Consider the following 25,791-nt stretch of genomic DNA (forward strand, 5'->3'; position numbering starts at 1 on the left):
ATACTTCAACCACTTGTAACAAGGTAAAACGCTATTTTAACGCTTTTTATTTTCCATTAAACTTTAGTCTAAATAGCGCTCACAAACCCATGCCGATAGCGCATAAGGCATACGGATTATATAAAACAGCGTTCGACAAATGGGCTCATGATGCAGCCAAGCGAATAAAAAAACCGCCCAATGAAAACCACTCTACGTAAGGAGCGATCCATTGGGCGGGTAGGATATAGCTGGCCAGGTTTTGAAATGAATAAGTTTTGAAATGACTAGCTTGTGAAAGGATTACTTTTCCACTGGACAGCGCGGGTAATCATCGAGCAGCGTGCGAAGGACATCAACGGGCGTGGCATCGCTAACACAAGCATCGCCCAGGGCGTTAAGCAGCACCAAGCGCAGCCGCGTATCGATATTTTTCTTATCCAGCCGCATGCGGGTTAAAAAGTCATCGCTGGTCATATTCGCCGGTGCCGCCAACGGTAGCTCGGCGCTCTCGATCACCGCCAGGCTGCGTGCTAGCGCCGCATCGGTGAGCCAGCCCAAGCGTCGGGAAAGCGTTGCCGCCATGGCCATGCCAGCGCCCACGGCTTCGCCGTGTAGCCAGTTGCCGTAGCCCTGATGCGCCTCAATGGCATGACCAAAGGTGTGGCCCAGGTTGAGCAGCGCGCGGACGCCCTGTTCCGTCTCATCTTCGGCAACAATGTCTGCTTTGATTTGGCAACTGCGCGCAATGGCGTCTGCGACGACCTCAGGCTCCACATCAAGTAGTGCGGGCATGTTGGCTTCCAGCCAGCTTAAAAACGCTTCGTCGCGGATCAGGCCGTACTTGATAACCTCGGCCAGCCCGGCGGAGAGTTCGCGACGGGGCAGACTCTTGAGCGTATCAATATCCACCAGCACCGCTTTGGGCTGCCAGAAGGCGCCAATCATGTTTTTCCCCAGCGGATGGTTAACGCCGGTTTTACCCCCCACCGACGAATCCACCTGGGAAAGCAGCGTGGTGGGCACTTGGATAAACGCTACACCTCGCTGATAGGAAGCGGCGGCGTAGCCGACCATATCGCCGATCACTCCACCGCCTAAAGCAATTAGCGTGCAGCGGCGGTTAAAACCGGCCTCTAGCAGCGCGTCCCAAATACGGCTTACCTGTTCGATGGTTTTGTATTGCTCGCCATCGGGGAGTATGACCGTGCGCACTTCCAGATGATCCGGCAGGCTAGCGCAAAGCTTGTCCAGGTAGAGCGGCGCGATAGTCTCGTTAGTGACGACCATCACCTGCTGGCCGGCCAGATAGGGCGTTAGCATATCGGCACGCCCTATCAGCTCGGTGCCAATATGAATCGGATAGCTGCGCTCGTCTAAAGCAACATGAAGGGTGCGTTGCGAGCTGGCTGTCGAGTTCATGGCGATACCTTATGGTTAAGCGTTTTAGCCGACGATGATGAGGGCTCGAGTGGATCCACCAGCCGATGCACCCGGCGCAGAATTTCATTGACCACCGCTCGCGGGCTGCGCCGGTCGGTGCGCACGGCAATATCCGAGGTGGCGCGATAGAGCGGGTCGCGCTGGGCAAACATATCGTTGAGCACCTGCTCGCGGTTGGCGCACTGCAGCAGTGGCCGGTTGCGATCTTTCGCTGTCCGTTTGAGCTGCTGGTCGACGGTGGTCAGCAGATAAACCACCGTGCCACGCTCGCGAAGTGCGCGGCGATTCTCTTCGCGCAGCACCGCACCGCCGCCAGTGGCGACGACGACCGGAGAGAGCCGGGTTAGCTCATCAATCATATGAATTTCCCGCAGGCGAAAGCCCTGCTCGCCCTCGACATCAAAAATCCACGGGATATCTGCCCCGCAGCGGTCTTGGATGGCGTGGTCACTGTCGTAAAACGGGCGCGCAAGCTCGGCCGCCAATAGGCGACCAATGGTGCTTTTGCCAGCCCCCATGGGGCCTATGAGAAATAAATTGGGTAAATCCTGCATCAGCGAACCGTTAAGCCATCGTCTAGGAGTCGTGGAGTAATAAAGACTAACAACTCTACCTTTTCATTGCTCTCTTCGGTATAGCGAAACAGTCTACCGAGCAAAGGAATGTCACCCAAAAGCGGTGTTTTGGCGATTTGGCGCAGCTCTTCGGTGGTCAAAATTCCGCCTAACACCACCGTTTGGCCGTTATCTACCAGCACTTGGGTCTCAATCTGGTTGGTATCAATCGGCGGTTCACCGCCAAACTCCGATTCACGAAAACTGTCATTTTTAATCACCAGATCCATAATAATGCGGTTATCCGGGGTAATCTGCGGGGTGACTTCCAATGAAAGCTCGGCTTCTTTGAATTCGGTATCCAGGTTGTCGTTGCCATCCACACTCTGAAAGGCACGCTCTTCACCCTGGCTAATTTTGGCGGTACGTTGATTGGCGGTAATAATTCTGGGCTGAGAAATAGTCTGGCTTTTCCCTTCGCTTTCCAGTGCGCGCAGCTCCAAATCCAACAGGATATCACCAGATAAGTAGCCAAAGCTAAAACCGGTGCCCGGCCCAGTGGCAGCACCTAAATCCACAGCCAGGCCGCCCTGTGACCGGTTGATGCCATCGGGGTTGATATCGCGTCGGCTGAAGGTGCCGTCTTCCCCCTCCTGAAAGCCGCGGGTACTCGACATACCCCAGTTAACTCCCAATTCACGGGAAGCAGTGTCCCTTGCAATGACAATGCGTGCCTCAATCTGTACCTGCCGAACAGCCACATCCAGGCGGTCAATGGTGCGGGCAATATCACGCACTTGATCAGCGGTATCTTGCACCAGCAGCGTATTGGTGCGGTTATCAATGCTGACGCGCCCCCGATCGGTGAGCAAACCAAAGCCGTCATCGCCACCTCCGCGTAGCAACTGAGCTAAATCTTTGGCCCGCGCATACTTGATCTCGATAAACTCGGTGACCAACGGCGAGAGCGTTTCGCGCTGATTGCGTGCCTCTAGTTCCTGGCGTTCCAAATCGGCCAGTTCACTCGCGGGCGCGACCAAGATCACATTGCCCTGTTCACGACTCGATAGCCCCTTACTTTGCAAAATCAGTTCGAGCGCCTGATCCCAGGGCACATCATTTAAATTGAGCGTTACACGCCCCGATACGCTATCGCTGGCGACTAAATTTAGCCCGGTGAATTCGGCCAGCTTCACTAGCACCGAGCGTACTTCTATATCCTGAAAATTAAGACTCAACCGTTCGCCAGTGAAGCGTTCAACTGCCGCCTGGGCGGGTTGCACCTCCTGACTGGCGGGCTGGACTTCCACAGTAAGCGTGCGGCCACTTTGCGTGGAGATCATCGCATAAGCACCCTGCGTGGCGATCGCTAACTGGGTGGCGTCCTGGCTGGTGCGGGGCGTAATCCGTGTTATGGGAGTGGCGAAATCGGTGACATCGTAGATTTGGTTAAGCGAGTCTGGAATCGCCACATCGCGCAGATCCACCATCACTTGATCGGGACCACCTTCCCGCACGTTCGCCTCGACGCCTTCGCGATCAAAGGTGACTATCAACCGTCCGGCACCATCTGCACCGCGACGAAAGTCAATATTCTCAACCTGCGGCCCTTCATCGGTTTCAAGCCCCGCTGAAGCGATGCTGGGCGAAGGGCTAGGCAAGCGGCTGGCACCTGAAGCAAAGGTAATGCGTAGGCGATCATCCATTACCCGTGATGTGAACGCCTGCGACTCGCTCAGATTGACCACCAAACGCATGCGGCCATTGCCCTCCAGCGCGGTAATCTGTTCGATACCATTACGATTAACGTTGATGCGCCGATCAGTGAGACCACTTTGGGTTGCTGCCAAATCCAGCGTCACTCGGGGAGGAGAATCTAAACGGTAGCTGCGTAGTTCAGGCATATCACCGGTAAAACGCAGGTCAAGATGGGTTCCACCGTTCTTAGCGGGTTGAACCTCAATACCGGTCAGCACCGAGGCAGCTGCCAATGAGGGCAACAGTAAGCATAGTGCGGCCATGGCCATGTAGAGAGTGATTCGCCAAGCTGTAACTGCCATGAGATGTATCCGCTTACTCGCTGTTTTCGTTGATGACTAGTGACACTTGCCGCTCCTGCCACCCTTCAGGCTGAGTGAACACCCGTTCGTTAACGCGTATTTCTTGGGCGTTGATCTGGGCGATACGCCCATAGTCGGTGCCCATATAGTTACCCTCTTTGACGCTGGTCACGTTGCCATCCGGCGATGCAATCAACGCCACTTGTCGCTCTCCCATACGCATGGTACCGACCAATCGCAGCTCTTGCAGTGAGAAGCGCTCCAGCGGCTCTGGCGCGCGCTGCCGGTCGGGAGCGAGCGCAACTTCGCCTCGATCAGCGCTATCCTGAGCAATCTCGTCGGGAGGCAAAAAAGGGCTACGCCCGTCGCTATACAAGTAGGATAAATCTTGGTTTTCGGGCAGCGCGACAGCCATAACCGGCGGTTGCCCGCCAGGGGACTGACGAATATCGGCCAGCGTGCCTTCAAGCTGAGCCAAGTCGGCGTCTGCACAGCCGGTGAGCACCACCGCGGAGACCGTCAAGGTGACGGCCGAGGTTGCCCTTCTTGTTGCTACAAAAAGCAGTTGTTCAGCTCTCATGGCGCCTGCGCCCCCTCTGTGGAGGTTTGGTCGCTCTCCTCCACATAGCGGTAGGTGCGGGCCAAAAGCGAAAGACGCAGCGCTTCGCCGCGGCCATCGGCGGGTTCCAGGTTAAAATCGTGCTGGGTCACCATGCGGGGTAGCGAGGCGATATCGGCACTAAAGCGCGCTAACTGGTGATAGCCGCCACGCACCTGTATATCCAGCGGCTGCTCGACATAATGGGCCTGGGCTTGCGCTGGGCGCAGCCGAATCGTTTCAATGGTCAGGCGGTTATCGGCGGCGGCATCGCTAATGCTATCCAGCAGCGAGGGGATTTCTGCATCGGTAGGGAGCATGGTACGCAAGCGCCCCACCTGCCCTTCCAGAGTCGCCAACTGATCGCGCATTTCCGGCAGGAAGGCCGCTTGCGAGGCTTTGCTGCGGTATTCGCTCAGCAGCCTGGCTTCTTGGCGCTGGGCGACCATCAAGGCCTCGCGCTGTTCACTCACCACTAGCCACAGCATGACGCTCAATGCTGCCAGCAGCGCCAAGCAGCAGCACAGCACTTTTAATAGCCACGGCCAGCCGCCGGCCTCTTTAACGTCTAGATCCCGCCAGTCGACATCCCACAGGTGCTGCCACTCAATAGCCCACTGCTCGCGGTTAAGCGTCATGGAAGCGCCTCCTCAACGCCTTGCGGCAGCGCTGCGGTGGTCTGTTCCACATCAAAACGAAATACTCGGCCTGAGCCGTTTTGCTCACTCTCTACCGCCAATAGCGAGGGCACAGCCAACCCCGGTAGAGCGGCAATGCGGCGCAGTTGCTCGGAAACCTGGCGATCACTGCCTGCCACCGCAGTAACACTGACGTTATTCCCGCTCTTCGATAAGCGTTGATAAATGACGCCATTGGCCACGCTCTCTGCCACATCATTAAACAGCTGCACAGCATCCGTTCGCTCGGTCTGCAGCGCCTGAAACACCGCGATCTGCTCGCCTAAACGCTCGGCTTCGCTGGAGTAGCGTGAGACGCTCTCGATATCGGCATTAAGACGCTCAATGTGGTTACTAATGTAAGCATTACGTTGCTGCTGGGCTGCCAGCTTGAGCTGGTAAAAATGCGCGACCAGCAGGCCCAGTACTACACCCACCACCAACATGCCCGCCACCACGACGTAGAATTTGCGGGTTCGCCGTTCACGCTGCGCTTCCCGCCAGGGCAGAAGATTAATCGTCATGCTCATTGGTTAACTCTTATTGACCATGTCTCATTGACCATGTCTCATTGACCATGTCTCATTGACTTACCCTCATGGCCAAGCCACCCGCGGTAAGCATCGCTGGGGCATCGCTAGTCAACGCCTGAAGGTTCAAGCGCTTGTTCATCCGCATGCTCTGGAAGGGGTTGGCAATGGTCACCGACATACCGCTATCTTCAGCAATGCGCTCGGCAAGCCCTGGAATCACACTCGAACCGCCCGCTAATACGATGTGTTGCACTTCTTGCTGACGCCCGGCGGTGTAATAGAGCTGCAGGGAGCGCCCCACCTGCTGCACCACGGTTTCCAAAAAAGGGTTGAGAACACGCTCATGGTAATCATCGGGTAGCACGCCGCGCTCTTTGGCGAAACCCGCTTCCTCCATGCTTAAATCGTAGCGGTCGCGAATCGCATCGGTGAGCTGACGGCCGCCAAACAGCGTATCGCGGGTATAAACGATATGCCCGCCGCGGACGACGTGGAAAGCATTCATATTGGCACCAATGTCCACCAGACCAACACAGGCGGTAGGGTCATTCTCCACCTTAAGCTGGCGCCGCAGCTCGGCAAGTGAACGCTCCATGGCGAAGGTCTCCACGTCCACTGCCGCAGGCTTTAAACCTGCCCGTTCTAGCGTGTCGATGAGCTGCGTCACATCCTGCTGCCGACAGGCGACCAACACTACCTGCTGGTGCTCATCGTCAAAGGGCGCAGGGCCAAGGCACTCAAAATCAAATGCCACTTCATTGAACGGAAATGGAATATGGCGGTCGGATTCGGCCACGATGCGCTCTTCGATCTCCTCATCGCTTAACCCGATAGGGAAGCTCAGCGTTTTGGTAATCGCGGCGCTAGCGGGAACAGCCACTGCAGCTTTACGGGTAGAGGGTTTAGCGTGTTCTACTGCACGACTAAGCACACTGGCAACGCCATCGATATCGCGAATTCGACGCTCCACAACCGCCCCTTCGCGAAGTGGTCGCACGGCATAGCTTTCTACCTGGTAATTATCGTGGCATTGTTTTAGCTCAAGCAGCTTGACGGTCGCCGAGGTAATATCGACGCCAATCAACCCTTTACCAGGTTTTAGAAAGCGCATATTGGGTCTGGCTCCACCTGCTTGTCGCCCGTTTTCACATGTGATTTGAGGTTACATGATTTTTAGTTCCGTCACACGCGAACCCACTTAGCGCATATCAACACTGGTGGCCGCCGCTTCAGGTTCCTATAATGGCTGCCAATTGCATGATACGGCCGTTTAGATGCCGATCTTTTCATTCTTCCCAGGGTGCTCTTCGTACATGACGTTTCTTCGAACCCTTATTGTGTCGCTGTTTTTTCTCATCGTCTCGTTGGTGGGCGCCACCGCCTTAGCCGTGGTGGGGGCCGCCATTTACTTTGCCCCAGGGCTGCCCGACGTTCGCCAACTGCAGGACTTCGAACTGCACACACCGCTACGTATTTTCACCCAAGACGGTAAATTGATTGGCGAGTTCGGCGAAGAGCGCCGCATGGCGATCAATTTTGATGAAATTCCGCAGGATATGATCAATGCCTTGATCGCCGCCGAAGATGCCAGCTATTTTGACCACGCCGGTGTCGACCCGCGGGGCCTGGCGCGGGCGGTGGTTCAACTTGCGATGAGTGGCGATATCCAATCGGGCGGCTCGACGATCACCATGCAGGTCGCGCGTAACTATATGCTGACACTCGATCAGACGTTTACGCGTAAAATTCGTGAAATCCTGCTGGCACTACAAATGGAGCAGATACTCGATAAAGAGGAAATCTTCGAACTTTACGTGAACAAGATTTTCCTGGGCAATCGCGCCTACGGTATCGCTGCCGCCGCCGAAACCTATTACGACAAGCCCCTCGCCGAGCTTAGCCTAGCGCAAACGGCCATGATTGCGGGGCTGCCCAAGGCACCTTCTGCCTTTAACCCGCTGGCTAACTCCGAGCGTTCGCTGATTCGTCGCAACTGGATTCTGTTCCGTATGCGCGAACTCGGCTACATCGATGATGCCACCTATCAGACAGCGGTTCAGGATCCTGTAACGGCCCGCCGCCACTATACCCAAGCTGAAGTCGATGCCGCCTATGTCTCCGAAATGGCACGTCAGTATGCCGTGGAACGCTTTGGCGATGACGCTTACACCGGTGGCTATCGTATTTACACTACGATTGATAGCGAGCTGCAGCCCTTTGCCCGCCAAGCGCTGGCCAACGGCCTGACGGCCTATGACCTTCGCCATGGCTGGCGCGGGCCGGAGCAGCGTGAGATCGCGGCAAGCCTTGTCGAGGCCCAGGAGCAAACCGCGACCCAAGGCCTGGAGGAGGAGCTTTCTGAGTCTCCCGAAATTCGCCAAACCGCACGCCAAGCCGCCCAGCGCAGCCAAACGGAAGTCGAAGGGATCGAGGGTGACGTCAGCAACTGGGTTCAGGTGCTTGAGCGCACGCCCAATTATGGCCTGCTTCAACCCGCCATCGTGGTAGAAAGTAGCGGCCGCGAAATGCAGGTGCTAACTCGCAACGATGGTCTACAGACGATCGGCTGGGAAGGTTTGAACTGGGCACGCCCTTACCTGAGTCCGCGGAGCCGCGGAGCTGCACCCAGCTCGGCTGAGGAGATTGCTGTACGGGGTGATATGGTGCGCGTCATTGAGAATGAAGACGGTTCGCTACGCCTCTCTCAACAGCCGGATACCGAAGGCTCGCTGGTCGCTCAAGACCCTCAAACGGGTGCTATCCTGGCACTCCAGGGCGGTTTCGACTTTAACGCCAGCAAGTTCAATCGTGCTGTACAGGCACGACGCCAATCAGGCTCTATCTTCAAGCCGTTTATTTACTTAGCGGCCCTTGAGGATGGAGAGATGAACGCCGCCAGCGTCGTTAATGATTCGCCCGTGGTGCTCGACGATGGCAGTAACTCATTGTGGCGGCCGGTCAACTCCAGCCGTGACTTCCAAGGCCCTATGCGCTTACGTCCAGCCCTTGCCCGTTCGCGCAACCTGGTCACTATTCGCGTTCTACAAACCATGGGGCTGGATTACACGATTAACTTTTTGGAGGGCTTCGGCTTCTCTCCCGCCCAGCTCCCTCGTGGCTTATCATTAGCGCTAGGCAGCGCGAGCTTAACGCCGATGGAAATGACCAACGCTTACGCGGTGCTCGCCAACGGTGGTTTCCAGGTGTCGCCCTGGTTTATTGAGCGGGTTACCCGTGACGACGACAATGAGCTGATTGATGAAGCCACGCCGCAGGTTGCCTGCCCCAGCTGTGCCGAAGACCAGGAGACGGTGGAAATTGATGGCCGCGAATACCCGGTCGCCAAACGGGTAGCCGACCCGGCCGCTGTCTACATTCTACGCGATATGCTGCGTGACGTTATCACCTCGGGCACTGGCCGCGGTGCGCTGAGCCTTAACCGTGAGGATATCGTCGGTAAAACTGGCACCACCAACAGCCAGCGTGACGCCTGGTTTGCGGGCTTCAACAGCAACTTGGTGACTACGGTTTGGGTCGGTAAGGACAGCAACGAGACCATTTCTGAATATGGGGCTCAGGCCGCGCTTCCTATCTGGGTAGAATTCATGGGGGATGCCCTGGAAGGTACGCCGAACGCCGTGCCTGAACGTCCAGCAACGGTGGTCACCGCTCGCGTTGACCCTGACTCCGGCCAACGCTTAGCAGATGGCCAGTCTGGCGGGATTACCGAGCTGTTCCACCAGGATCACTTGCCGGATTACCAGCAGCGCCGCATTAGCCGCGAGCTGGAAGAAGCCAGTGGTTCTGAGGGTTCAGGCACCGCTGAGTCGATCTTCTAACTCGATCTTCTAAACCAGCCAATCCTGTAGCACACCAAACAAAAGGCCCACCAAGCAAAAGGCCCGGAGATTATCTCTCCGGGCCTTTTCTGTTACTGGCTACCTTTGGGTCTGTATATAGGGTCGCCTAACGTTTAACCACTAACGGGGGTCGCAGGTACTTCGCGCTTACTGGCCAACCAGTTAGCGCCAATGGCGACGATCATGACCGCGACACCAGCAATTTCGGTCATCAGATTGGGATAGAACACCCCAAAGATCGCGGCGGTAATCGCGATGCGCGGTAGCCACGACATTTTGGTAAACAGATAGCCTTCCAGCGCCGCGGCAAAGGCACCTAATGCCAGAATGGCAATCACTCCATTCCAGATGACCACCGGCACCGGGCCACCAATGATAATCTCAGGGTTGAAGACCATAAACAGTGGGATCAGGTAGAGCCCTTTGGCAAACTTCCACGCCTGAAAGCTGGTTTCCATCGGCTTACTGCCCGCAATCGCCGCCCCGGCAAAGCCTGCCAAGGCGATGGGAGGCGTCACATTGGAATCCTGGGAGTACCAGAACACGACCAGGTGGGCGACCAGCAGCGGCACACCAAACTCGGCTGTCAGTGCAGGGCCGACGAGGACGATGAGCACGATATAGCTGGCGGTAACGGGCAGCCCCATCCCCAGTACTAAGCTTGCCAACAGTACCATCACCAGCGCCAATACCAGGTTGCCGCCAGAGAAAGCCAGCATCATGGAAGAGAATTTCAGTCCCAAGCCGGTTAAACCCACTACCCCAACGATAATCCCGGCGACTGCACAGGCCATGGAAACCGCTACCGCATTGCGAGCACCTAGTTCCAAGCCCTCGATCAGCTTGGCAAAGCCTGTACGTACCACGTCTTTAACGGCCGTTGCGGTCACTGGCTGGCCCTGCCTGGGCGCCACAAAGAAGAACCACAGCACATAGCGCAATACCGCTACCGCCAAAATGGTGATCACTGCGTAGTAGCCTACCCGCATGGGCGACATACTCATCGCCAGCAGCCAGACCAGCACCGCCAACGGCAGCAGGAAGTGCCAGCCATCCTTCATGACCTGGCGCATCTGCGGCAGTTCATCCTTGGGTAGCCCCTGCATGCCCTGCTTGAGAGCGATGATATGCACAAACAGGTACACCGTCGCGAAATACATGATCGCTGGCAGGATACTGACCTTGACGATGTCCAGGTACGGCGTATTGGTGTACTCAGCAATCAGGAACGCCCCGGCCCCCATTAACGGCGGCATGATTTGCCCGCCGGTCGAGGCCGCCGCTTCGATACCACCTGCCTGCTTGGCTTTGTAGCCCAGCCGCTTCATCAATGGAATGGTAAAAGCACCGGTGGTGACCACGTTGGCAATCGCGCTGCCAGAAATCGAGCCCATGCCCGCCGACGCCAATACCGCCGCCTTGGCTGGCCCGCCACGCTGGCGGCCGGTCGCCGCATAGGCCATATCGATAAAGAATTTACCCGCCCCGGTGCACTCCAAAAAAGCACCAAAGAGGACAAAAATAAAGATATAGGTCGCCGCAACGCCTAGCGGCAGGCCGAAAATACCCTCTTGCCCCAAGTAGAGTTGACCGGCAACTCGATCAATGGTGTATCCGCGGTGCTCAAGAATGCCCGGCATCCACTCGCCAAGCCACGGCAGCTCGCCCCGCGGCCCCGCAAAGGCATACACAATCGCCAAGAGGCCAATCACGGTCATACCAAAACCTACCGCGCGACGGCTGGCTTCCAGTACCGTCACCGTAGCAATACAGGCAACCAGAATATCGGTACTGTTCCAAAAACCCGCACGGCTAAAAATCTCATCCAGGTTGAGTACCAAGTAACCACCGGTGAGAATCGCCCCGGCAAAAAACACTAGATCAAGCCCCCAGCCCAATACACCACGTTTGCGAGTGGGCCCAAAGGCTGGAAACATTAGAAATGCCAGCACCATAATCAGTGCCAGGTGAATACTGCGCTGATAAAAAAGCCCTAAGGGCTGAATACCGGCAGAGTAGAGCTGAAACAGGGAAAGACCCACCGCCACAATGGTGATCGACCACAGCACCATGCGGGGTTGAATCACATTACCGCCAGGCACCACGCTCGACGGCTGATTGGATTCGCTCATGAAGTCCTCGGAAGCGTTAACTAATGTCGTTTTTATTCACGCGGGGATGCGTGAGGGTCTATCAACTGAATGGTCACGCGTTGTCCAGCGGCGTGCTCACTGAGGCTCACTGGCGCATGCTCACCGCCAGGCCACACCACACGATGATTAACAGCCGGTGAACCTACCCTCAACACATAACGGTTATTGGCTACAGGCTCGTTAATGGCATTAATCCAGTAACCGCCCTCACCGTCTGATACCTGCTCGCCGCGGCCAAAAATATGCCCAAGCCCTGCGGCGAAATCGGGTTGATGGCTACGCTCTAATTGCATGACGCCCGCTACATTACGATAGCAGTCCAGCACCGTGAAATGTTCAACGGAGTGCTGCCACTTAATACACCAGCGACCGTCAGCCGGCACCGCTTCATCCACTAGCGTGTCGCCTTGTTCGGTCACCACGGCTAGGCGCATAAACGCCGACGCCGAAGCGGGGGAAGCCCCCACTTCGGCGAACGGACAACATGCAATCAGTAGCGCCATCAGTCGTCGCTGCCACTGCATGGCAATGTCCTCATGGCAATCTGATTATGAAAATATCATTACACGATTAAGGACGCAGACGATCCGGGATTTCAGCACCGACTTCTTCGAAATAGCGCAGTGCGCCCGGGTGCAGCGGCACGGGGGTCGACTCCATAGTGAACTCAACGGTGGTGTCGTTAGCCGCCGGGTGAACCGCAATCAGCTCATCGGTGTTTTCAAACAGCAGTTGGGTGAGTTGATAAGCCAGCTCTTCGTCCATATCGGCATTAACGACCAGCACGTTGGGGATACCGATGGTCTGAACGGCTTCGTCCATACCGTCGTACATACCCGCAGCAAGCTGGTAGGGAGCAAATACCGCTTCTTCTTCCTGGGCATTGGCTACCTCTTCATCAGACAAGCCAATCAGGCGAATATCGCGGGTGGCTGCCAGGTTGAGAATCGAGCTGGTGGGTGGCCCAACGCTCCAGAAGCCGGCGTCGATATCACCGTCGCGAATGGCATCAGCGGTTTCGTTGAAGTTAAGGCGCTGGGGAGTGAAGTCTTCATAGCTAATGCCATTGGCTTCAAGCAATGCACGGGCGTTCAGCTCGGTGCCGCTACCCGGTGCACCGACGGAAACGCGCTTACCCGCTAGATCAGCAATCGATTCGATATCCGACTCGGCCAGGGTCACCAGCTGTACCGCGTTGGGATAAACCGACGCCAGTGCGCGAGTATTTTCAATCTGGCGGCCTTCAAAATCATCCGTGCCGGTATAGGCTTGATAGACCGTATCGGCCAGAGCCAGGGCGAGATCCGCGTCACCGCGCATGATCAGGCCCATATTTTCAACCGAGGCACCGGTCACTTCAGCAGTCGCCTGAGCGCCTTCGATATGGTTGTTGATCATTTCGGCAAAACCACCGCCGATAGGGTAGTAAACGCCACCGGTACCGCCAGTCGCGATTGAGAGTTGTTGAGCGCTTGCTGGAAGTGCAACCGCGAGCATAGAAGCGGCAGCGGCTGTGGTATATAGAGAGCGTAGAGTTTTCATGAGCATTTCCTCCGTCCTGCTTGGACTTATAGGTATGGTTGACGATAAAAAGGAGGTGTTGAAGCCCCAGCTTCTGGCTGCCGTCACGACGAACCGGAAGCGGTGGAGGTGAAGTTAGCACGGCTTATGCGTTGGATGCTAATAGGGCGTTATCAGCGCAGCAGTGCCTTTACCTCATACAGCCATGAGTGCCTCAGAAGGTGTAACCGCCCAGCAGTTGGATCGAATAGCCAGCTATTAAAATCCTGAAATCCCGCATAAATGTCTTATTTTATGCCGAATTGTTATTATTTATTGTTAATGGCCGTCAATTTCGCCCACCCCACCGTTATTATTGATTCAGGATAGGAGCCACACTGCTATGGAGCCCGGTTTTAAAGAGGACAATAGTCGGGATAAAGGCGCGCCGCGGCAGAACCTCGCCATTAGTGCTTACCGCCAACTCAAGCACGACATTATTCGTGGCCGCTATGCGCCTGAGCAGAAGCTGCTGATGAGCAGGCTCAAAGAGCAGTACGGCGCCAGCACCGGGCCGCTACGGGAAGCGCTATCGCAGTTAGTCTCTGACCGCTTTGTGGTCGCGATCAGCCAGCGCGGCTACCGGGTAGCACCCATGTCGCTGGCCGAACTCAACGATATTTACGACGCCCGGGCTCAGCTTGAAGGGCTGATCCTGCGCTTGGCTATAGAGCGCGGCGACGACGACTGGGAAGCCACGGTGCTGGCTACCGCACATCGGCTGGCCAAAGTCACCGATATCAACACCCCCAACGACCTGCTCGACATCTGGGATCAGCGCCACAAAGCCTTCCATACCGCCATAGCCAGCGGCTGCAACTCCCCTCACCTACTGCAAATGCGCAACACCCTGTTTGACCAAGTAGAGCGCTATCGCCACCTGTGGTTGCAGGAAACCGTGATGTCGCCCCAGGCGCTAGAGCTTAAGCGCCAGGAGCACACTGCGCTGGTCGATGTCATTCTGGCTCGCGATACCGCTGAAGCCGACACCCTGATGCGCGATCACCTGATGACCCCCGTACCGATCATTACCCGCGTCCTTCAAGAGCGCGGCATCGGCTGAGCTTTTCGCTTCGGCTCTGCGTCCCAGACCAAAGTTCTACGTTTTAAATAAATGTAGATATTTTAAAAAAACGGCGATACATTGGCTGCAAGCTATTTTGCATCTATTCCTTCCCACTATCCGAGGAATCTACGCCATGACGCATTTCAACTGGGACGACCCGCTACTTCTGGAACAACAGCTCACCGATGAAGAGCGCCAGATCCGCGATGCGGCCTACGACTACTGCCAGGAAAACCTTCAGCCCCGCGTGCTAACCGCCTTCCGTGAAGAGCGCTTTGACCGCGAGATCATGACCGAAATGGGTGAGCTTGGCCTGCTGGGCGCCACCGTTTCCCCCGAGTACGGCGGCGCAGGCGTTAACCACGTAGCCTACGGTTTGATTGCCCGCGAAGTGGAGCGCGTAGACTCCGGCTACCGTTCGGCCATGAGTGTGCAGTCATCGTTGGTAATGTACCCCATCGAGACCTATGGCTCTGAAGAGCAGAAGCACAAGTACCTGCCTAAGCTTGCCAGCGGTGAAATGGTTGGCTGTTTTGGCTTGACCGAACCCGACCACGGCTCTGATCCGGGTGGCATGATTACCCGCGCGGAAAAAGTCGACGGCGGCTACCGCCTGACTGGCGCAAAAATGTGGATCACCAATAGCCCAATTGCCGATATCGCGGTGGTATGGGCGAAATCAGCGGCTCACGACAATCAGATTAAAGGCTTTATTGTCGAGCGCGGCACCGAAGGTTTCACCACGCCCAAAATCGAAGGCAAAGTCTCTTTGCGCGCATCGATTACCGGTGAGATCGTGCTGGATAACGCCTTTGTTCCCGAAGAGAACCTGCTGCCAAACGTCAGTGGCCTGAAAGGCCCCTTCGGCTGCCTCAACAAAGCCCGCTACGGCATCGCCTGGGGTGTGATGGGCACGGCAGAGTTCTGCTGGCACGCAGCGCGCCAATATACCCTCGACCGCAAGCAGTTTGGCCGCCCGCTGGCCGCCAACCAACTGATCCAGAAAAAGCTCGCCGATATGCAGACCGAGATCACCCTTGGCTTGCAGGCAGCCCTGCAGGTGGGCCGGCTAATGGATAGCGGCAACTGGGCACCGGAAATGGTCTCGCTGATCAAGCGCAACAACTGCGGCAAAGCGCTGGATATCGCCCGCCAGTCTCGCGATATGCACGGCGGTAACGGCGTCTCCGACGAATACGGTGTTATTCGCCATATGGTCAATCTGGAGTCGGTAAACACCTACGAAGGCACCCACGATGTACACGCTCTGATTCTGGGTCGCGCCCAGACAGGCATTCAGTCGTTCTTTTAATCACCGCACCTTGATCACTTGTCATTTATTAACGGAGCCTCTATGAACGAGCCAACCAAACCACTGGCCGGTATAAAAGTACTCGATATTTCCCGCGTACTGGCCGGGCCTTGGTGCGGACAAATGCTCGCGGATATGGGGGCAGATGTGATTAAGGTAGAGCGCCCCGGTAGCGGCGATGACACCCGCCACTGGGGCCCTCCTTGGCTGGCGGGCAGCGAAGAGTCGGCGTACTACCTGTGCGCTAACCGAGGTAAACGCTCGCTGACGGTCGATATGGCCAAGCCCGAAGGCCAGGCAGTGATCAAGCAGCTAGTCGCTAACTCTGACGTGCTGATAGAGAACTTTAAAGTTGGCGGCCTGAAACGCTACGGGCTGGATTACGCCAGCTTAAAGGCGCTCAACCCTAGGTTGATCTACTGTTCGATTACCGGTTTCGGCCAGGAGAGCCCTTACGCTCACCGCGCCGGTTATGACTTTATGATCCAAGCCATGGGCGGGATCATGAGCCTAACTGGCAAGCCCGACAGTGAACCCGGCGGTGGCCCGGTAAAAAGTGGCGTCGCCTTTACCGATATATTCACCGGATTATATGCCGCTAATGCAATTTTAGCGGCGCTTTATCAGCGCCGTGATAGCGGCGAGGGTTGCCATATCGATATGGCATTAATGGATGTGCAGGTAGGCGTACTCGCCAATCAGGCACTCAATTACCTCACCTCCGGCAATGTGCCCCAGCGATTGGGTAACGCTCACCCCAACATCGTGCCTTATCAGGCGTTTGCCACCCAGGATGGCCATATGATTATGGCTGTCGGCAACGACGAGCAGTTCAAGCGTTTTTGCGCGGTGCTGTCACTACCGGCTTTGGCGGAAGATCCACGCTTTGCCACCAATGGAGCCAGGGTAAACAATCGTGCTCTGCTCGTTCCGCAGCTGGAAGCGGCGTTGGCCCAGCGCAGCACTGATGAATGGCTAGCCGCTTTTGAAGCCGTAGGCGTTCCCTGCGGGCCGATCAATACGCTGGATCGGGTGTTCGACGACCCCCATGTGAAAGCCCGCGGACTTAAGCAGACCCTGCCCCACGACCAAGCAGGTCAGGTGGATCTGGTCGCTAACCCTATCCGTTTTAACGGTGCCCAAATGAGCGCCACTACGGCGCCGCCTCACTTAGGCCAACATACGGAAAGCGTGCTGGAAGAGCTAGGCATTAGCTTGGAGCAGCGCACTGCGCTTCGCGCAGCAGGCATCATTTAATAGCACTAATGGTTTATGCACTCAATTTATGCACTTCCCTCTAGGCGCCTACTTGGCGCCTTTTTTTAAGCCAAAAGAACAGACCAATATTGCAAGCCAAGAAGCAGGCACCTGGCTAATGCTTCGCAACCCATGGTTGTACAAAAGCTATACAAAACGTATATTAAGACCTAAAGTTAAGAGCGTTGAATGCTTCAACATAGGCTATAGGCATTAATCTATCTAATGTTATGGCATTAACAGCGCCATCCAACACCCATCCCTCAGGAGCAGCTATGAGCCAGTGCGCACGCGTCAATGGCAGTTGCAAACGCTGTGAAGGCGACTTGCCCTTTGAGTTCACCATGGCCTTTCAGCCAATCGTGGATCTATCGCTGGCCCAAATCGTCACCTATGAAGCACTGGTTCGTGGGCCGTGCGGTGAATCCGCTTGGAGCGTCATTTCGCAAGTGACTGATGAGCTCCTCTACCGTTTTGATCAGGCCTGCCGGGTAAAAGCAATCGAAATGGCCAGCGCACTGGATATGCAAACCGACCTTTCGATCAACTTTCTGCCTAACGCCGTTTATGAGCCCGAAGCCTGCATCCAGGCAACGTTAGCGGTATCAAAACGGGTGGGTTGGCCTACCCATCGGCTTATTTTTGAAATCACCGAAACCGAGCGCGTCCGCGACCGGCAACACCTGTGCAATATTATTAATGCCTACCGCTCCATGGGCTTTAAAACGGCGCTTGACGACTTTGGCAATGGTTACGCCAACCTTGATCTGCTCACTGACTTAACCCCCGATAAACTTAAAATCGATCGTGAGCTGGTGATGAACTGCGATAAGGATCTTCGCCGCCAAGCACTGTTAAACGCGATCATCCTGCTCGCCCAAGAGCTCGATATGACTCTTATCGCCGAAGGTGTCGAGACTCGTGCCGAAGCCTTATGGCTAGCACGGGCTGGCATTGTCCAGCAGCAGGGTTTCTACTTTGCGAAGCCTTCCATCAACTCGCTGGGCCAGGACATTACTCCCCTGCTCGCTGGGTTAAAAAGTGAAGCGCATGACAAGTTAGGAGCGATGGATGCAAGATATTAGTCCTGATCAGCTTTACCAGCTTTTTAACCGCTCCAAGCGCAACACCGAAAACGTCATCAAAGCGGCACCGATTGGAATCTGTATTACAACCCCTTCGGGTCACTTTGAAAAGGTCAATCCAGCTTACTGTGAATTTTATGGCTACCGGCATGAAGAGCTTTTAGGCCAGCACCTTACCCACGTAGTGCCCGAAGAGAACCATGCGCTTTTATCAGCGCTGCATACTGAGTTTATGCAGGGCAACGAGGATCAAGAGCTGCGCCAAGAGTGGGATGTGGTTCTCAAAAACGGCGGAAGACGCACCATCATCGCCGAAGCTGCGCGTATTGAGGCTGACGACGGCGAACCGCGTAAAGTCACTTTCATAATCGACATTACCCAGCGCAAACAGCTAGAAGAGCGGCTCAAGCAGGCTAATGAGCGCTTGGATCATTTGGCTCACCACGATGAGCTAACGGAGCTGCTCAACCGTCGTGCCGGTTTGCAGCGCCTGGATGAAGAGATCAAGCGCTGCGAGCGGTATGGAACACCTTTCAGCATCGCGATCTATGACCTGGATGACTTCAAAGCGATCAACGATACCTATGGGCACAGCGCGGGCGATAGCGTTTTACAACAGATCACCTCATTAGTGAGTGCTGTACTGCGCGATACCGATTTGCACATACGATTGGGCGGTGAAGAGTTTTTAATCATTATGCCAGGCGTAAATTCTGAAGAAGCCTACCAAGGCATGGAACGCATTCGTGAAAGCGTCGCGCAACAAACGTTTACTAAGCACCAATTAACGATGACGCTCTCATCGGGGATTGCCAGCTACGTTGAAGCCTCGGGCAAACGGCTACTTGATCGTGCTGATAAAGCTATGTACCAAGCTAAACAGACGGGGCGCAACCGTGTTGTCATTGCCTCGTCATCCATGTAGGCAACGCTTTTAAACTTCACAATCAGGCCCCTATCAGGCACCCCTATTAAGCACTATGCTAAAAGATCAATCCTCATCAATTAGGAAGTAAGCCATGAGCAGCAATGCCGAACTAAACGAGCTAAAACATAAATACGTCGCTGCTGGCGCTGCAAGCCCCGCAACGGCGTTCGCCGACCACGCTGAAAACGCTGAAATCTGGGACGCGGACGGCAACCGCTTTATCGACTTCGCAGGCGGCATTGGCGTACTCAACGTAGGTCACCGTCACCCCAAAGTGGTCGCAGCGGTAAAAGCCCAGCTCGATAAGCTGATGCATACCTGCCAAACGGTCATGCCTTATGAAGGCTACGTGAAAGTCGCGGAAAAACTCAGTCACATCGTGCCCGTTCGTGGCCATGCCAAAGTCATGCTGGCCAACTCGGGTGCGGAAGCGCTGGAAAATGCGGTCAAGATCGCCCGCGCCGCCACTGGTCGTTCTAACGTTATCTGCTTCGATGGCGGCTACCACGGCCGTACCTTCTTCACCATGGCCATGAACGGCAAGGTGGCGCCTTACCAGAGCGACTTCGGCCCCATGCCGGGCACCGTTTTCCGTGCGCCTTACCCGGTGCCTTACCACGGCGTTAGCGAAGACGAAGCCATTCGCGGCCTGAAAATGACGCTGAAAACCGATGCCAACCCCAAAGATACCGCGGCCATCGTGCTCGAACCGGTGCTTGGCGAAGGCGGTTTCTACCCGGCCTCTACCAGCTTCCTGACCAAGGTTCGCGAAATCTGCGATGAGCACGGCATGCTGATGATAGTCGATGAAGTGCAGTCAGGCTTTGGCCGTACCGGCAAAATGTTTGCCATTGAGCATAGCGGCGTTGAGCCGGACATTATGACCATGGCCAAGAGTATGGCCGACGGTATGCCGATTTCCGCCATCGTAGGCACCGACAAAGTGATGGACGCTTCAGGCCCTAACTCGCTGGGCGGCACCTACACCGGCAGCCCCACTGCCTGTGCGGCGGCGCTAGCGGTCATGGAAGTGTTTGAAGAAGAGAACATTCTGGAGAAGAGCCAGGCCCTGGGCGACAAGCTGGCCAAGCGCTTCAACGTGTGGGCAGATAAGTTTGATTGCATCGACCACGTGCGCAACATAGGCGCGATGGCTGCCTTTGAACTGGTGTCGAACAAAGCCGACCATACGCCTAACCCAGAACTAGCGGCCGCGCTATGCAAGAAAGCCCGCGAAGAGGGTTTGATCCTGCTTTCCTGCGGCATGTACGGCAACACCATCCGCTTCCTGATGCCCGTCACCATTCAAGATGACGTGCTCAATGAAGGCCTGGATATTATTGAGTCCTGCCTGGATTCGCTGGTGTAATTAAGCGTTAGTCAGCAAGAACCAAACCGCCGCCCAAATTTGGGGCGGCGGTTTTACTTGTGTGGATACCTAACCTGCTTATTCCGCCATAAAGCGAGGCAGCCACAAGGCAATATCCGGCCATAAGCTGATGATCAAGGCCGCCACGCACATCAGCAGGAAGAAAGGTAGCGCTGCCAGGGCCACCCGGCTGATGCTTTCCCCTGTCAGGCTTTGCAGCACAAACAGGTTGAATCCGACCGGCGGCGTTATCTGGCCAAGCTCGATCATGATGATCAGGAAGATGCCAAACCAGATGGGATCGAACCCCGCCAGCAGTACGATCGGCAGCGTAATCGGCAGGCTCATCACGGTGATCGAAATACCGTCCAGGAAAAGCCCCAGCACCACATAGAAAACCGCCAGCGCCAGCAACAACGACATCGGGGTAAAGTTTTGCGCGGCGATCCACTCCGCAAGCTCCCGGGGCAGGTGCAGGTAGCCCATCGCCGTGGAGAGCAACGTGGCGGTAATCAACAGGCTGCACACCATGATACTGGTGATTAACGTGCCTCTGAACGCCTCAATAAACAGCCGCGCCGAAAGCTGGCGCTCGACGCCAAGCAGCACCAGCGTTGCGGCCACGCCCACCGCCGCCGCCTCCGAGGGCGTGGCAATACCGCTATAGATAGAGCCAATCACGATGCTGATCAACACCAGCACGGGCAGCAGAAGCAGAATGGATTGCCCTACGCTCTGGTCAGTCGCCGCCTGTTTGGGTGCCAACGACGGCGACAAATAGGTCCTCGCGCCGATATACACGCTATACAGCAGCGCAATTAACAGGCCCGGCACTACCCCCGCCATGAACAGCTGGCTAATAGAGACTTCCGCCTGAACGCCATAGACGATCATCACGATCGAAGGCGGAATCAACAGCCCCAGGCTACCGGCGCCCGCCAGCGAACCGATCGATAGGTTACGATCGTACCCCCTCGTTTTCAGCTCCTGGGTGGTGATTTTGCCAATCGTCGCGGTCGTCGCCGCGCTGGAGCCGCTCACCGCCGCAAACAGCGTACAGCCAAGCACATTGGTGTGGAGAATACCGCCCGGCAAATGGCGGGTGATCGGCACCAGCCCTTTGAAAAGCCGCTCGGAAATATTGGAGCGAAAAATCAGCTCGCCCATCAATATAAACAGCGGGATAGCCGATAACTCCCAGCTATTACTGGCACGATAGAGAATTCGCGAAAAAATCAGACCGATACGATCAGCACCGAAGTCGCCAAACAGCCAAAGCGAGCCAATGGACACGGCCAGCATGGATGCAAAAATCCAGGTGCCCATCGACAAAAAGAACAACAGCAGTACGCCGACCCCGACGGCCGACCAAAAAATATCCATAACGCCTTTCCTATTAGTCGCTGCTTCAATTGACGCTAGACGAGTAGCCTGAACGCAGAGCCATTATTTTTAGGGCTCTGACTAACAGCGTGATGGAAATTAACCACATGCCCACGAGGATGGCGCTCTCCGGCAGCCAAATAGGCGTCTCTGCCATGGTTTCACTGACGGTGCCGCGGCTGTAGCTACGCAGAACATTCTGAAACCAGAAGGTCGAGAGCCACACAAAGCAACCTGCCGTTACCAAGCTGCTGAATAGCTCCAGCGGCCAGCGCATGGTTTCAGGAAAGCGTTCCAGAAGCAGAGAGACACGGATCAGCCCGCCCTTCTCCAGCACATAAGGCAGGCCTAAAAAGGACGTCGTAGCCACGGCATAGCCGATATACTCATCGAGGATAAACGTCGAGTGGCCAAACAGCCTCAGCGCTATCTCTAACAGGATATGGCCGAGCATATAAATAATGAGCAGCACGGCAATGACAGCACCGACCCTATTGAGCAGTTTAGAGATACGCTCAATGACATTGAGCGCCCTCATTCGGCGCCTCGGAACTCGCTCAGAATCGACTCGCCGTCATCACCAGTATTCTCCAGCCAGCTCTCGACCACGCCACTGGAGGCTTCCTTGAGAGGCGTTAGCAACTCGTCCGAGACGGGATCACTGATCACGACGTCGTGCTCACTAAGCGTCTGGTAGTTTTCTTCGGTACGCGTTTCAACCGCTTCCCAGTTGTGTTGGTCAGTCAGGCTGGCCGCTTCCATGACCGCATCCTGTTGAGCGTCGGTAAGCGATTCAAACGCATCGCGATTCATGTGCACCATGTTAAGAGGAATGGCGTACTGAACCCCGGCAAAGTAATTCTGGTGCTCCCAAAAGCTGGCATTGGCCCCCGCTTCGGCGGACGTTAACACCGCCTCGATACCGCCGGTGGCCAGTTGGGGTACCACATCGGCCCAGGACAGGCTGACCGGCGAGGCACCTACATTTCTAAATGTCTCGGTACCGTTACGGTCAAAGGTGCGAATCTTCAGGCTCTCAAGATCGTCCTGGCTCGCGACCTCGTCTTCCGACCAGATACCGCTCGGCGGCCAGGGCGAGGCATACAGCAGCACCTGGTTATTATCGGCGAACACCTCTTCGTAATAGGGTTTCGCTATGTCATAAAGTCGCCGCGCATCGGCAACATCGTCGACAATAAAGGGGAGCGAAGAGAGTAGAAATAGCGAATCGATGCCGCTCATGGTGCCCGAGAGGGTATCAGCTATCTCGACGGCGCCATCGGCCACGCCATAAAAATGATCACCGGAATTAAAGCCGAGCGAGCCACCCGTATGCAGCGTGATATCAATATCGCCATCGGTTAATTCGGCAAGCTTATCAATAAAATAGGCATCGCCCTGAGCATGAATGGAGGACGCATTATACTCATTGGAGAAGTCCATACTGACCGACTGGGAATGCGCATAGCCACTGACGAGTAGTGCCCCTAGCGCTATCGAAAGTTTTTTACCTGAATGAGGGAATTTATTATTTAAATCAGCAGGATGGAACATTCTTTTAACCCCTATTTTGATTGGTATAGGGATTAAACTACAGTCATTTGGGAACCATTTATGTCCCATAGCGACGCGAACGGACCAGACAACGACACGCCGCCCGGTGGGCGGCGTTGCCTATGCTGCGTGATTAACGTGGCCGACGATCGCCTTCGAGGAAGTTAGCCGTGAAGACCGCTTTGCCATGGGTCTCAAACGACCACTTCATCACCTCGCTTAGCGCTGCCATCACGGCATCGAACTCGCCAAATACCTGGGTGCTCATGCGATTCGGGTGTACTTCCAATCCTGTCGCCTCAAGGCGTTTCACCACCTCTTTGACCACCGGCTTGAAGTCATCGGCCAACGGGTAATAGCTAAGCTGTACGGAAAGATACATAACGCCTCCTTACGCTGTGTTTTGGGGCTGACGGACGCTGGATAAACGCTGCCAGGCAGCCAAAATAGCGGCACGGGTCTCGTCCGGATGCTCCATCGGGAACATATGCGTACCGGGGACTTCACTCACCGATAGCCCTCTACGCTTCAAGCGTTTTATACGTGAAGCGGTCAATAGGTGGGACTCTTTGCCCGCCACCAGTTCTAACGGCACGCCCAAACGCTGCGGCAGGCGCGAGAGGTGATCCGGCAGGTGGCGGAAAATTTCCACCTCAATACCAGGATCAAAGGTCAGTTCTGCACTGCCATCGTTTAGCAAGCGCGTCCCTGCTTCAATGTAGTCGTTGAGCGCCTCTGGGGTAAAGCGACGAAACAGCCCCCGGCGACCCAGCGAACTTGCCATCGCTTCGCGACTCGGCCACACGGTGCGCCGACCCAAGGTTTTTCCAGCAGGGGTAACTCGATCCACAAAGCCAAACCGCTTGGCGGCTTTCATTGCCCAGGCGTCCTTCCCCAGCATCAAAGGGGGATCAAGCATAATCACCCCGCAGAAGCGCTCGGGCTGCTTATCCGCGGCCATGGCCATTAGCGTGCCACCCAAAGAGTGCCCCACGCCCAGAAGCGGCGTATCCGTCTCGGGTAGGTAGCTCAGCAGCTCATCCACCAAGTTGCCCCAGTTATGATTAACGGGGTAGTCAGGGTGGTGACCCAAGCGATCCAGAGGGTGCAGATCAAAGGTCTCTGCCAGTGGGTTCAGCAGGCTGCGATAGCTTAAGCCCGGAAAACCATTGGCATGGGCAAACACTAAACGAGGACGTTGGGCAGCATTAGCAGACATGGCAAGGCTCGCGCGTTAAAAAGGCAGGAAGACGGCTAATGTGAAACATGATTATTTACGCCGCCTATCATACATCTGTTTTAACGCGCTCCTGCATGAGCGTCAATCGACAAAAGGATTAGCAGGCTAATTAAAACAGCGACAATTGATGCTCCTGGCTGTTGTCCGCCAGTCGATACCCTACTCCAAGCAGGCGGACGGGCCGCTCGCCCCTGGCCCAACCAACGTTAAGCAGAGTTTCAAACTGCTCCAGGTTAGGCGCGGGGTCGGCGTGTTCGACGGTGGTTTGGGTAAAGTCGTTGAACTTCACTTTTACGATTAACCCGCGCACCGCCAGTGGCGGGTCAAGCCGTGCGTAGCGGCGCTCTAAATCTTCGATCAGCGCGGGTAGCTCACGGTGGCAGGCATCGAGGTTGGGTAAATCCTGGGCGTAGGTCTGTTCGGTGCTGACCGACTTGCGCTCCCGGTGGGTTTTCACCGGGCGCTCGTCCCGCCCCCAGCTCAGCTCATGCAGTCGCCGTCCAAAACGGCCAAAGTGCTCGACCAGGTCGGTCAGCGTGCGGGTACGCAGGTCGGCGCAGGTGTGGATATCCAGCCCCGCCAGTTTCTCGGCCGTGCGGGGCCCTACCCCGTGGATTTTCTTGACCGGTAACTGTTGTACGAAGCTATCGACCTTATCCGGCGTAATCACGCACAGGCCGTCGGGTTTGTTCCAGTCGCTGGCAATTTTGGCCAGAAACTTGTTGGGCGCTACGCCCGCCGAAACGGTGATCCCCACTTCGCGGCTGACCCGTTCACGGATCGCTTCAGCCATTAGCGTCGCGCTGCCGTGATGCTGGGTGACCTCCGAGACATCCAGAAAGGCCTCATCCAGGGAGAGCGGTTCGATCAGTTCAGTCACATCGCGATAAATGGCGAAGACCTGGCGGGCAACTTCTTTGTATTTGGCCATCTCACCGCGGATCACGGTGAGATGCGGGCAGCGCTTGAGTGCCTGAGCCATCGGCATGGCCGAGTGAATGCCAAATTCGCGGGCGGGATAGTTGCAGGTGGCGACCACCCCGCGCTGCTTGACGCTGCCGCCAATCGCAATCGGTATATCCCGCAGCGCGGGATTATCGCGCATTTCCACTGCTGCATAAAAGCAGTCACAGTCGCAGTGAATGATTTTGCGCACCGGCTAGCCTTCCAACTGTAAAAA

Annotated in this window: 23 protein-coding genes; 7 read left to right on the forward strand and 16 right to left on the reverse strand. The window is 55.9% G+C overall.

All coding sequences use genetic code 11. The features are described 5' to 3' along the window. Positions 1-282: 282 nt before the first annotated feature. Genes aroB through pilM form a run of 7 tightly spaced genes read right to left on the reverse strand, consistent with a single transcriptional unit; the run spans position 283 to position 6,955 of the window. A complete protein-coding gene (aroB, locus tag HZS52_RS00380) occupies positions 283-1,401 on the reverse strand; it encodes a 3-dehydroquinate synthase (protein ID WP_190373958.1) in 1,119 nt (372 codons plus the stop codon). Beyond that, positions 1,398-1,976: a shikimate kinase AroK gene (aroK, locus tag HZS52_RS00385; protein ID WP_009286772.1), complete on the reverse strand. Its 579-nt coding sequence runs from the start codon at positions 1,974-1,976 to the stop codon at positions 1,398-1,400. The genes aroB and aroK overlap by 4 nt, the downstream gene beginning before the upstream one ends. Continuing rightward, the gene (locus HZS52_RS00390) at positions 1,976-4,036 is read right to left on the reverse strand and encodes a type IV pilus secretin PilQ (RefSeq protein WP_190373959.1); all 2,061 of its coding nucleotides are present in this window, start codon (positions 4,034-4,036) and stop codon (positions 1,976-1,978) included. Before HZS52_RS00390 ends, aroK begins: the two co-directional genes overlap by 1 nt. Before the next feature lie 13 nt (positions 4,037-4,049). After that, positions 4,050-4,616 carry a pilus assembly protein PilP gene (locus HZS52_RS00395; RefSeq protein WP_009286770.1) on the reverse strand — a complete coding sequence of 189 codons (567 nt, stop codon included), beginning with the start codon at positions 4,614-4,616 and terminating at the stop codon, positions 4,050-4,052. Beyond that, on the reverse strand, positions 4,613-5,272 hold the full coding sequence (locus HZS52_RS00400; RefSeq protein WP_190373960.1) for a type IV pilus inner membrane component PilO: 660 nt from the start codon (positions 5,270-5,272) through the stop codon (positions 4,613-4,615). The genes HZS52_RS00395 and HZS52_RS00400 overlap by 4 nt, the downstream gene beginning before the upstream one ends. Continuing rightward, complete coding sequence (locus tag HZS52_RS00405; protein WP_022520007.1) at positions 5,269-5,841, reverse strand: PilN domain-containing protein; 573 nt, start codon at positions 5,839-5,841, stop codon at positions 5,269-5,271. The genes HZS52_RS00400 and HZS52_RS00405 overlap by 4 nt, the downstream gene beginning before the upstream one ends. 52 nt (positions 5,842-5,893) lie before the next feature. After that, positions 5,894-6,955 carry a type IV pilus assembly protein PilM gene (gene pilM / locus HZS52_RS00410; protein ID WP_190373961.1) on the reverse strand — a complete coding sequence of 354 codons (1,062 nt, stop codon included), beginning with the start codon at positions 6,953-6,955 and terminating at the stop codon, positions 5,894-5,896. Positions 6,956-7,157: 202 nt separating this feature from the next. Between pilM and HZS52_RS00415 the strand changes: the two genes are divergently transcribed. Beyond that, positions 7,158-9,683 (forward strand): penicillin-binding protein 1A, encoded by a 2,526-nt coding sequence (locus tag HZS52_RS00415; RefSeq protein WP_190373962.1) that lies wholly within the window; start codon positions 7,158-7,160, stop codon positions 9,681-9,683. Between the two features lie 134 nt (positions 9,684-9,817). On the opposite strand, the gene HZS52_RS00420 is transcribed toward HZS52_RS00415, so the two are convergent. From HZS52_RS00420 to HZS52_RS00430, 3 genes are read right to left on the reverse strand one after another with little or no spacing between them, the layout of a single operon-like run. After that, complete coding sequence (locus tag HZS52_RS00420; RefSeq protein WP_027957370.1) at positions 9,818-11,836, reverse strand: TRAP transporter permease; 2,019 nt, start codon at positions 11,834-11,836, stop codon at positions 9,818-9,820. Positions 11,837-11,868: 32 nt separating this feature from the next. After that, positions 11,869-12,381 (reverse strand): DUF1850 domain-containing protein, encoded by a 513-nt coding sequence (locus tag HZS52_RS00425; RefSeq protein WP_009286764.1) that lies wholly within the window; start codon positions 12,379-12,381, stop codon positions 11,869-11,871. Positions 12,382-12,427: 46 nt separating this feature from the next. After that, a complete protein-coding gene (locus tag HZS52_RS00430; protein WP_190373963.1) occupies positions 12,428-13,399 on the reverse strand; it encodes a TAXI family TRAP transporter solute-binding subunit in 972 nt (323 codons plus the stop codon). Between the two features lie 361 nt (positions 13,400-13,760). Between HZS52_RS00430 and csiR the strand changes: the two genes are divergently transcribed. The 6 genes from csiR (at position 13,761) to gabT (ending at position 20,434) form a co-directional block, all read left to right on the forward strand. Continuing rightward, on the forward strand, positions 13,761-14,480 hold the full coding sequence (gene csiR / locus HZS52_RS00435) for a DNA-binding transcriptional regulator CsiR (protein ID WP_190373964.1): 720 nt from the start codon (positions 13,761-13,763) through the stop codon (positions 14,478-14,480). A gap of 136 nt (positions 14,481-14,616) precedes the next feature. Next, on the forward strand, positions 14,617-15,795 hold the full coding sequence (locus HZS52_RS00440; protein ID WP_022520013.1) for an acyl-CoA dehydrogenase: 1,179 nt from the start codon (positions 14,617-14,619) through the stop codon (positions 15,793-15,795). A gap of 42 nt (positions 15,796-15,837) precedes the next feature. Further along, complete coding sequence (locus HZS52_RS00445; RefSeq protein WP_041157608.1) at positions 15,838-17,052, forward strand: CaiB/BaiF CoA transferase family protein; 1,215 nt, start codon at positions 15,838-15,840, stop codon at positions 17,050-17,052. Positions 17,053-17,327: 275 nt separating this feature from the next. Continuing rightward, entirely contained in the window at positions 17,328-18,137 is an 810-nt protein-coding gene (locus HZS52_RS00450; protein ID WP_051051935.1) for an EAL domain-containing protein, read from the forward strand. Further along, the gene (locus tag HZS52_RS00455; RefSeq protein ID WP_190373965.1) at positions 18,124-19,062 is read left to right on the forward strand and encodes a GGDEF domain-containing protein; all 939 of its coding nucleotides are present in this window, start codon (positions 18,124-18,126) and stop codon (positions 19,060-19,062) included. Before HZS52_RS00450 ends, HZS52_RS00455 begins: the two co-directional genes overlap by 14 nt. Positions 19,063-19,156: 94 nt before the next feature. Continuing rightward, positions 19,157-20,434 (forward strand): 4-aminobutyrate--2-oxoglutarate transaminase, encoded by a 1,278-nt coding sequence (gene gabT, locus HZS52_RS00460; RefSeq protein WP_190373966.1) that lies wholly within the window; start codon positions 19,157-19,159, stop codon positions 20,432-20,434. Positions 20,435-20,512: 78 nt separating this feature from the next. Here the strand turns inward: gabT and HZS52_RS00465 are convergent, their stop codons facing one another. From HZS52_RS00465 to dinB, 6 genes are all read right to left on the reverse strand, one after another. Beyond that, positions 20,513-21,817 (reverse strand): TRAP transporter large permease, encoded by a 1,305-nt coding sequence (locus HZS52_RS00465; RefSeq protein WP_022520018.1) that lies wholly within the window; start codon positions 21,815-21,817, stop codon positions 20,513-20,515. Positions 21,818-21,842: 25 nt separating this feature from the next. Then, positions 21,843-22,355, reverse strand: a complete 513-nt coding sequence (locus HZS52_RS00470; protein WP_190373967.1) for a TRAP transporter small permease — start codon at positions 22,353-22,355, stop codon at positions 21,843-21,845. Then, positions 22,352-23,371 (reverse strand): TRAP transporter substrate-binding protein, encoded by a 1,020-nt coding sequence (locus HZS52_RS00475; protein WP_190373968.1) that lies wholly within the window; start codon positions 23,369-23,371, stop codon positions 22,352-22,354. Before HZS52_RS00475 ends, HZS52_RS00470 begins: the two co-directional genes overlap by 4 nt. A gap of 133 nt (positions 23,372-23,504) precedes the next feature. Next, positions 23,505-23,753, reverse strand: coding sequence for a YkoF family thiamine/hydroxymethylpyrimidine-binding protein (locus HZS52_RS00480; RefSeq protein ID WP_113268657.1), 249 nt, complete (start codon positions 23,751-23,753; stop codon positions 23,505-23,507). A 9-nt stretch (positions 23,754-23,762) separates the two neighbouring features. Then, complete coding sequence (locus HZS52_RS00485) at positions 23,763-24,590, reverse strand: alpha/beta fold hydrolase (RefSeq protein ID WP_022520022.1); 828 nt, start codon at positions 24,588-24,590, stop codon at positions 23,763-23,765. Between the two features lie 130 nt (positions 24,591-24,720). Then, complete coding sequence (dinB, locus tag HZS52_RS00490; protein ID WP_190373969.1) at positions 24,721-25,767, reverse strand: DNA polymerase IV; 1,047 nt, start codon at positions 25,765-25,767, stop codon at positions 24,721-24,723. Positions 25,768-25,791 lie beyond the last annotated feature (24 nt).

The organism is Vreelandella titanicae, from assembly GCF_014697095.1.
Classification (GTDB): domain Bacteria; phylum Pseudomonadota; class Gammaproteobacteria; order Pseudomonadales; family Halomonadaceae; genus Vreelandella; species Vreelandella titanicae.

Excerpts from the sequence above, each read along its gene's own strand:
- aroB (WP_190373958.1), bottom strand. The coding sequence starts at position 1,401 with ATGAACTCGACAGCCAGCTCGCAACGCACCCTTCATGTTGCTTTAGAC.
- aroK (WP_009286772.1), bottom strand. The coding sequence starts at position 1,976 with ATGCAGGATTTACCCAATTTATTTCTCATAGGCCCCATGGGGGCTGGC.
- HZS52_RS00390 (WP_190373959.1), bottom strand. The coding sequence starts at position 4,036 with ATGGCAGTTACAGCTTGGCGAATCACTCTCTACATGGCCATGGCCGCA.
- HZS52_RS00395 (WP_009286770.1), bottom strand. The coding sequence starts at position 4,616 with ATGAGAGCTGAACAACTGCTTTTTGTAGCAACAAGAAGGGCAACCTCG.
- HZS52_RS00400 (WP_190373960.1), bottom strand. The coding sequence starts at position 5,272 with ATGACGCTTAACCGCGAGCAGTGGGCTATTGAGTGGCAGCACCTGTGG.
- HZS52_RS00405 (WP_022520007.1), bottom strand. The coding sequence starts at position 5,841 with ATGAGCATGACGATTAATCTTCTGCCCTGGCGGGAAGCGCAGCGTGAA.
- pilM (WP_190373961.1), bottom strand. The coding sequence starts at position 6,955 with ATGCGCTTTCTAAAACCTGGTAAAGGGTTGATTGGCGTCGATATTACC.
- HZS52_RS00415 (WP_190373962.1), top strand. The coding sequence starts at position 7,158 with ATGACGTTTCTTCGAACCCTTATTGTGTCGCTGTTTTTTCTCATCGTC.
- HZS52_RS00420 (WP_027957370.1), bottom strand. The coding sequence starts at position 11,836 with ATGAGCGAATCCAATCAGCCGTCGAGCGTGGTGCCTGGCGGTAATGTG.
- HZS52_RS00425 (WP_009286764.1), bottom strand. The coding sequence starts at position 12,381 with ATGCAGTGGCAGCGACGACTGATGGCGCTACTGATTGCATGTTGTCCG.
- HZS52_RS00430 (WP_190373963.1), bottom strand. The coding sequence starts at position 13,399 with ATGAAAACTCTACGCTCTCTATATACCACAGCCGCTGCCGCTTCTATG.
- csiR (WP_190373964.1), top strand. The coding sequence starts at position 13,761 with ATGGAGCCCGGTTTTAAAGAGGACAATAGTCGGGATAAAGGCGCGCCG.
- HZS52_RS00440 (WP_022520013.1), top strand. The coding sequence starts at position 14,617 with ATGACGCATTTCAACTGGGACGACCCGCTACTTCTGGAACAACAGCTC.
- HZS52_RS00445 (WP_041157608.1), top strand. The coding sequence starts at position 15,838 with ATGAACGAGCCAACCAAACCACTGGCCGGTATAAAAGTACTCGATATT.
- HZS52_RS00450 (WP_051051935.1), top strand. The coding sequence starts at position 17,328 with ATGAGCCAGTGCGCACGCGTCAATGGCAGTTGCAAACGCTGTGAAGGC.
- HZS52_RS00455 (WP_190373965.1), top strand. The coding sequence starts at position 18,124 with ATGCAAGATATTAGTCCTGATCAGCTTTACCAGCTTTTTAACCGCTCC.
- gabT (WP_190373966.1), top strand. The coding sequence starts at position 19,157 with ATGAGCAGCAATGCCGAACTAAACGAGCTAAAACATAAATACGTCGCT.
- HZS52_RS00465 (WP_022520018.1), bottom strand. The coding sequence starts at position 21,817 with ATGGATATTTTTTGGTCGGCCGTCGGGGTCGGCGTACTGCTGTTGTTC.
- HZS52_RS00470 (WP_190373967.1), bottom strand. The coding sequence starts at position 22,355 with ATGAGGGCGCTCAATGTCATTGAGCGTATCTCTAAACTGCTCAATAGG.
- HZS52_RS00475 (WP_190373968.1), bottom strand. The coding sequence starts at position 23,371 with ATGTTCCATCCTGCTGATTTAAATAATAAATTCCCTCATTCAGGTAAA.
- HZS52_RS00480 (WP_113268657.1), bottom strand. The coding sequence starts at position 23,753 with ATGTATCTTTCCGTACAGCTTAGCTATTACCCGTTGGCCGATGACTTC.
- HZS52_RS00485 (WP_022520022.1), bottom strand. The coding sequence starts at position 24,590 with ATGTCTGCTAATGCTGCCCAACGTCCTCGTTTAGTGTTTGCCCATGCC.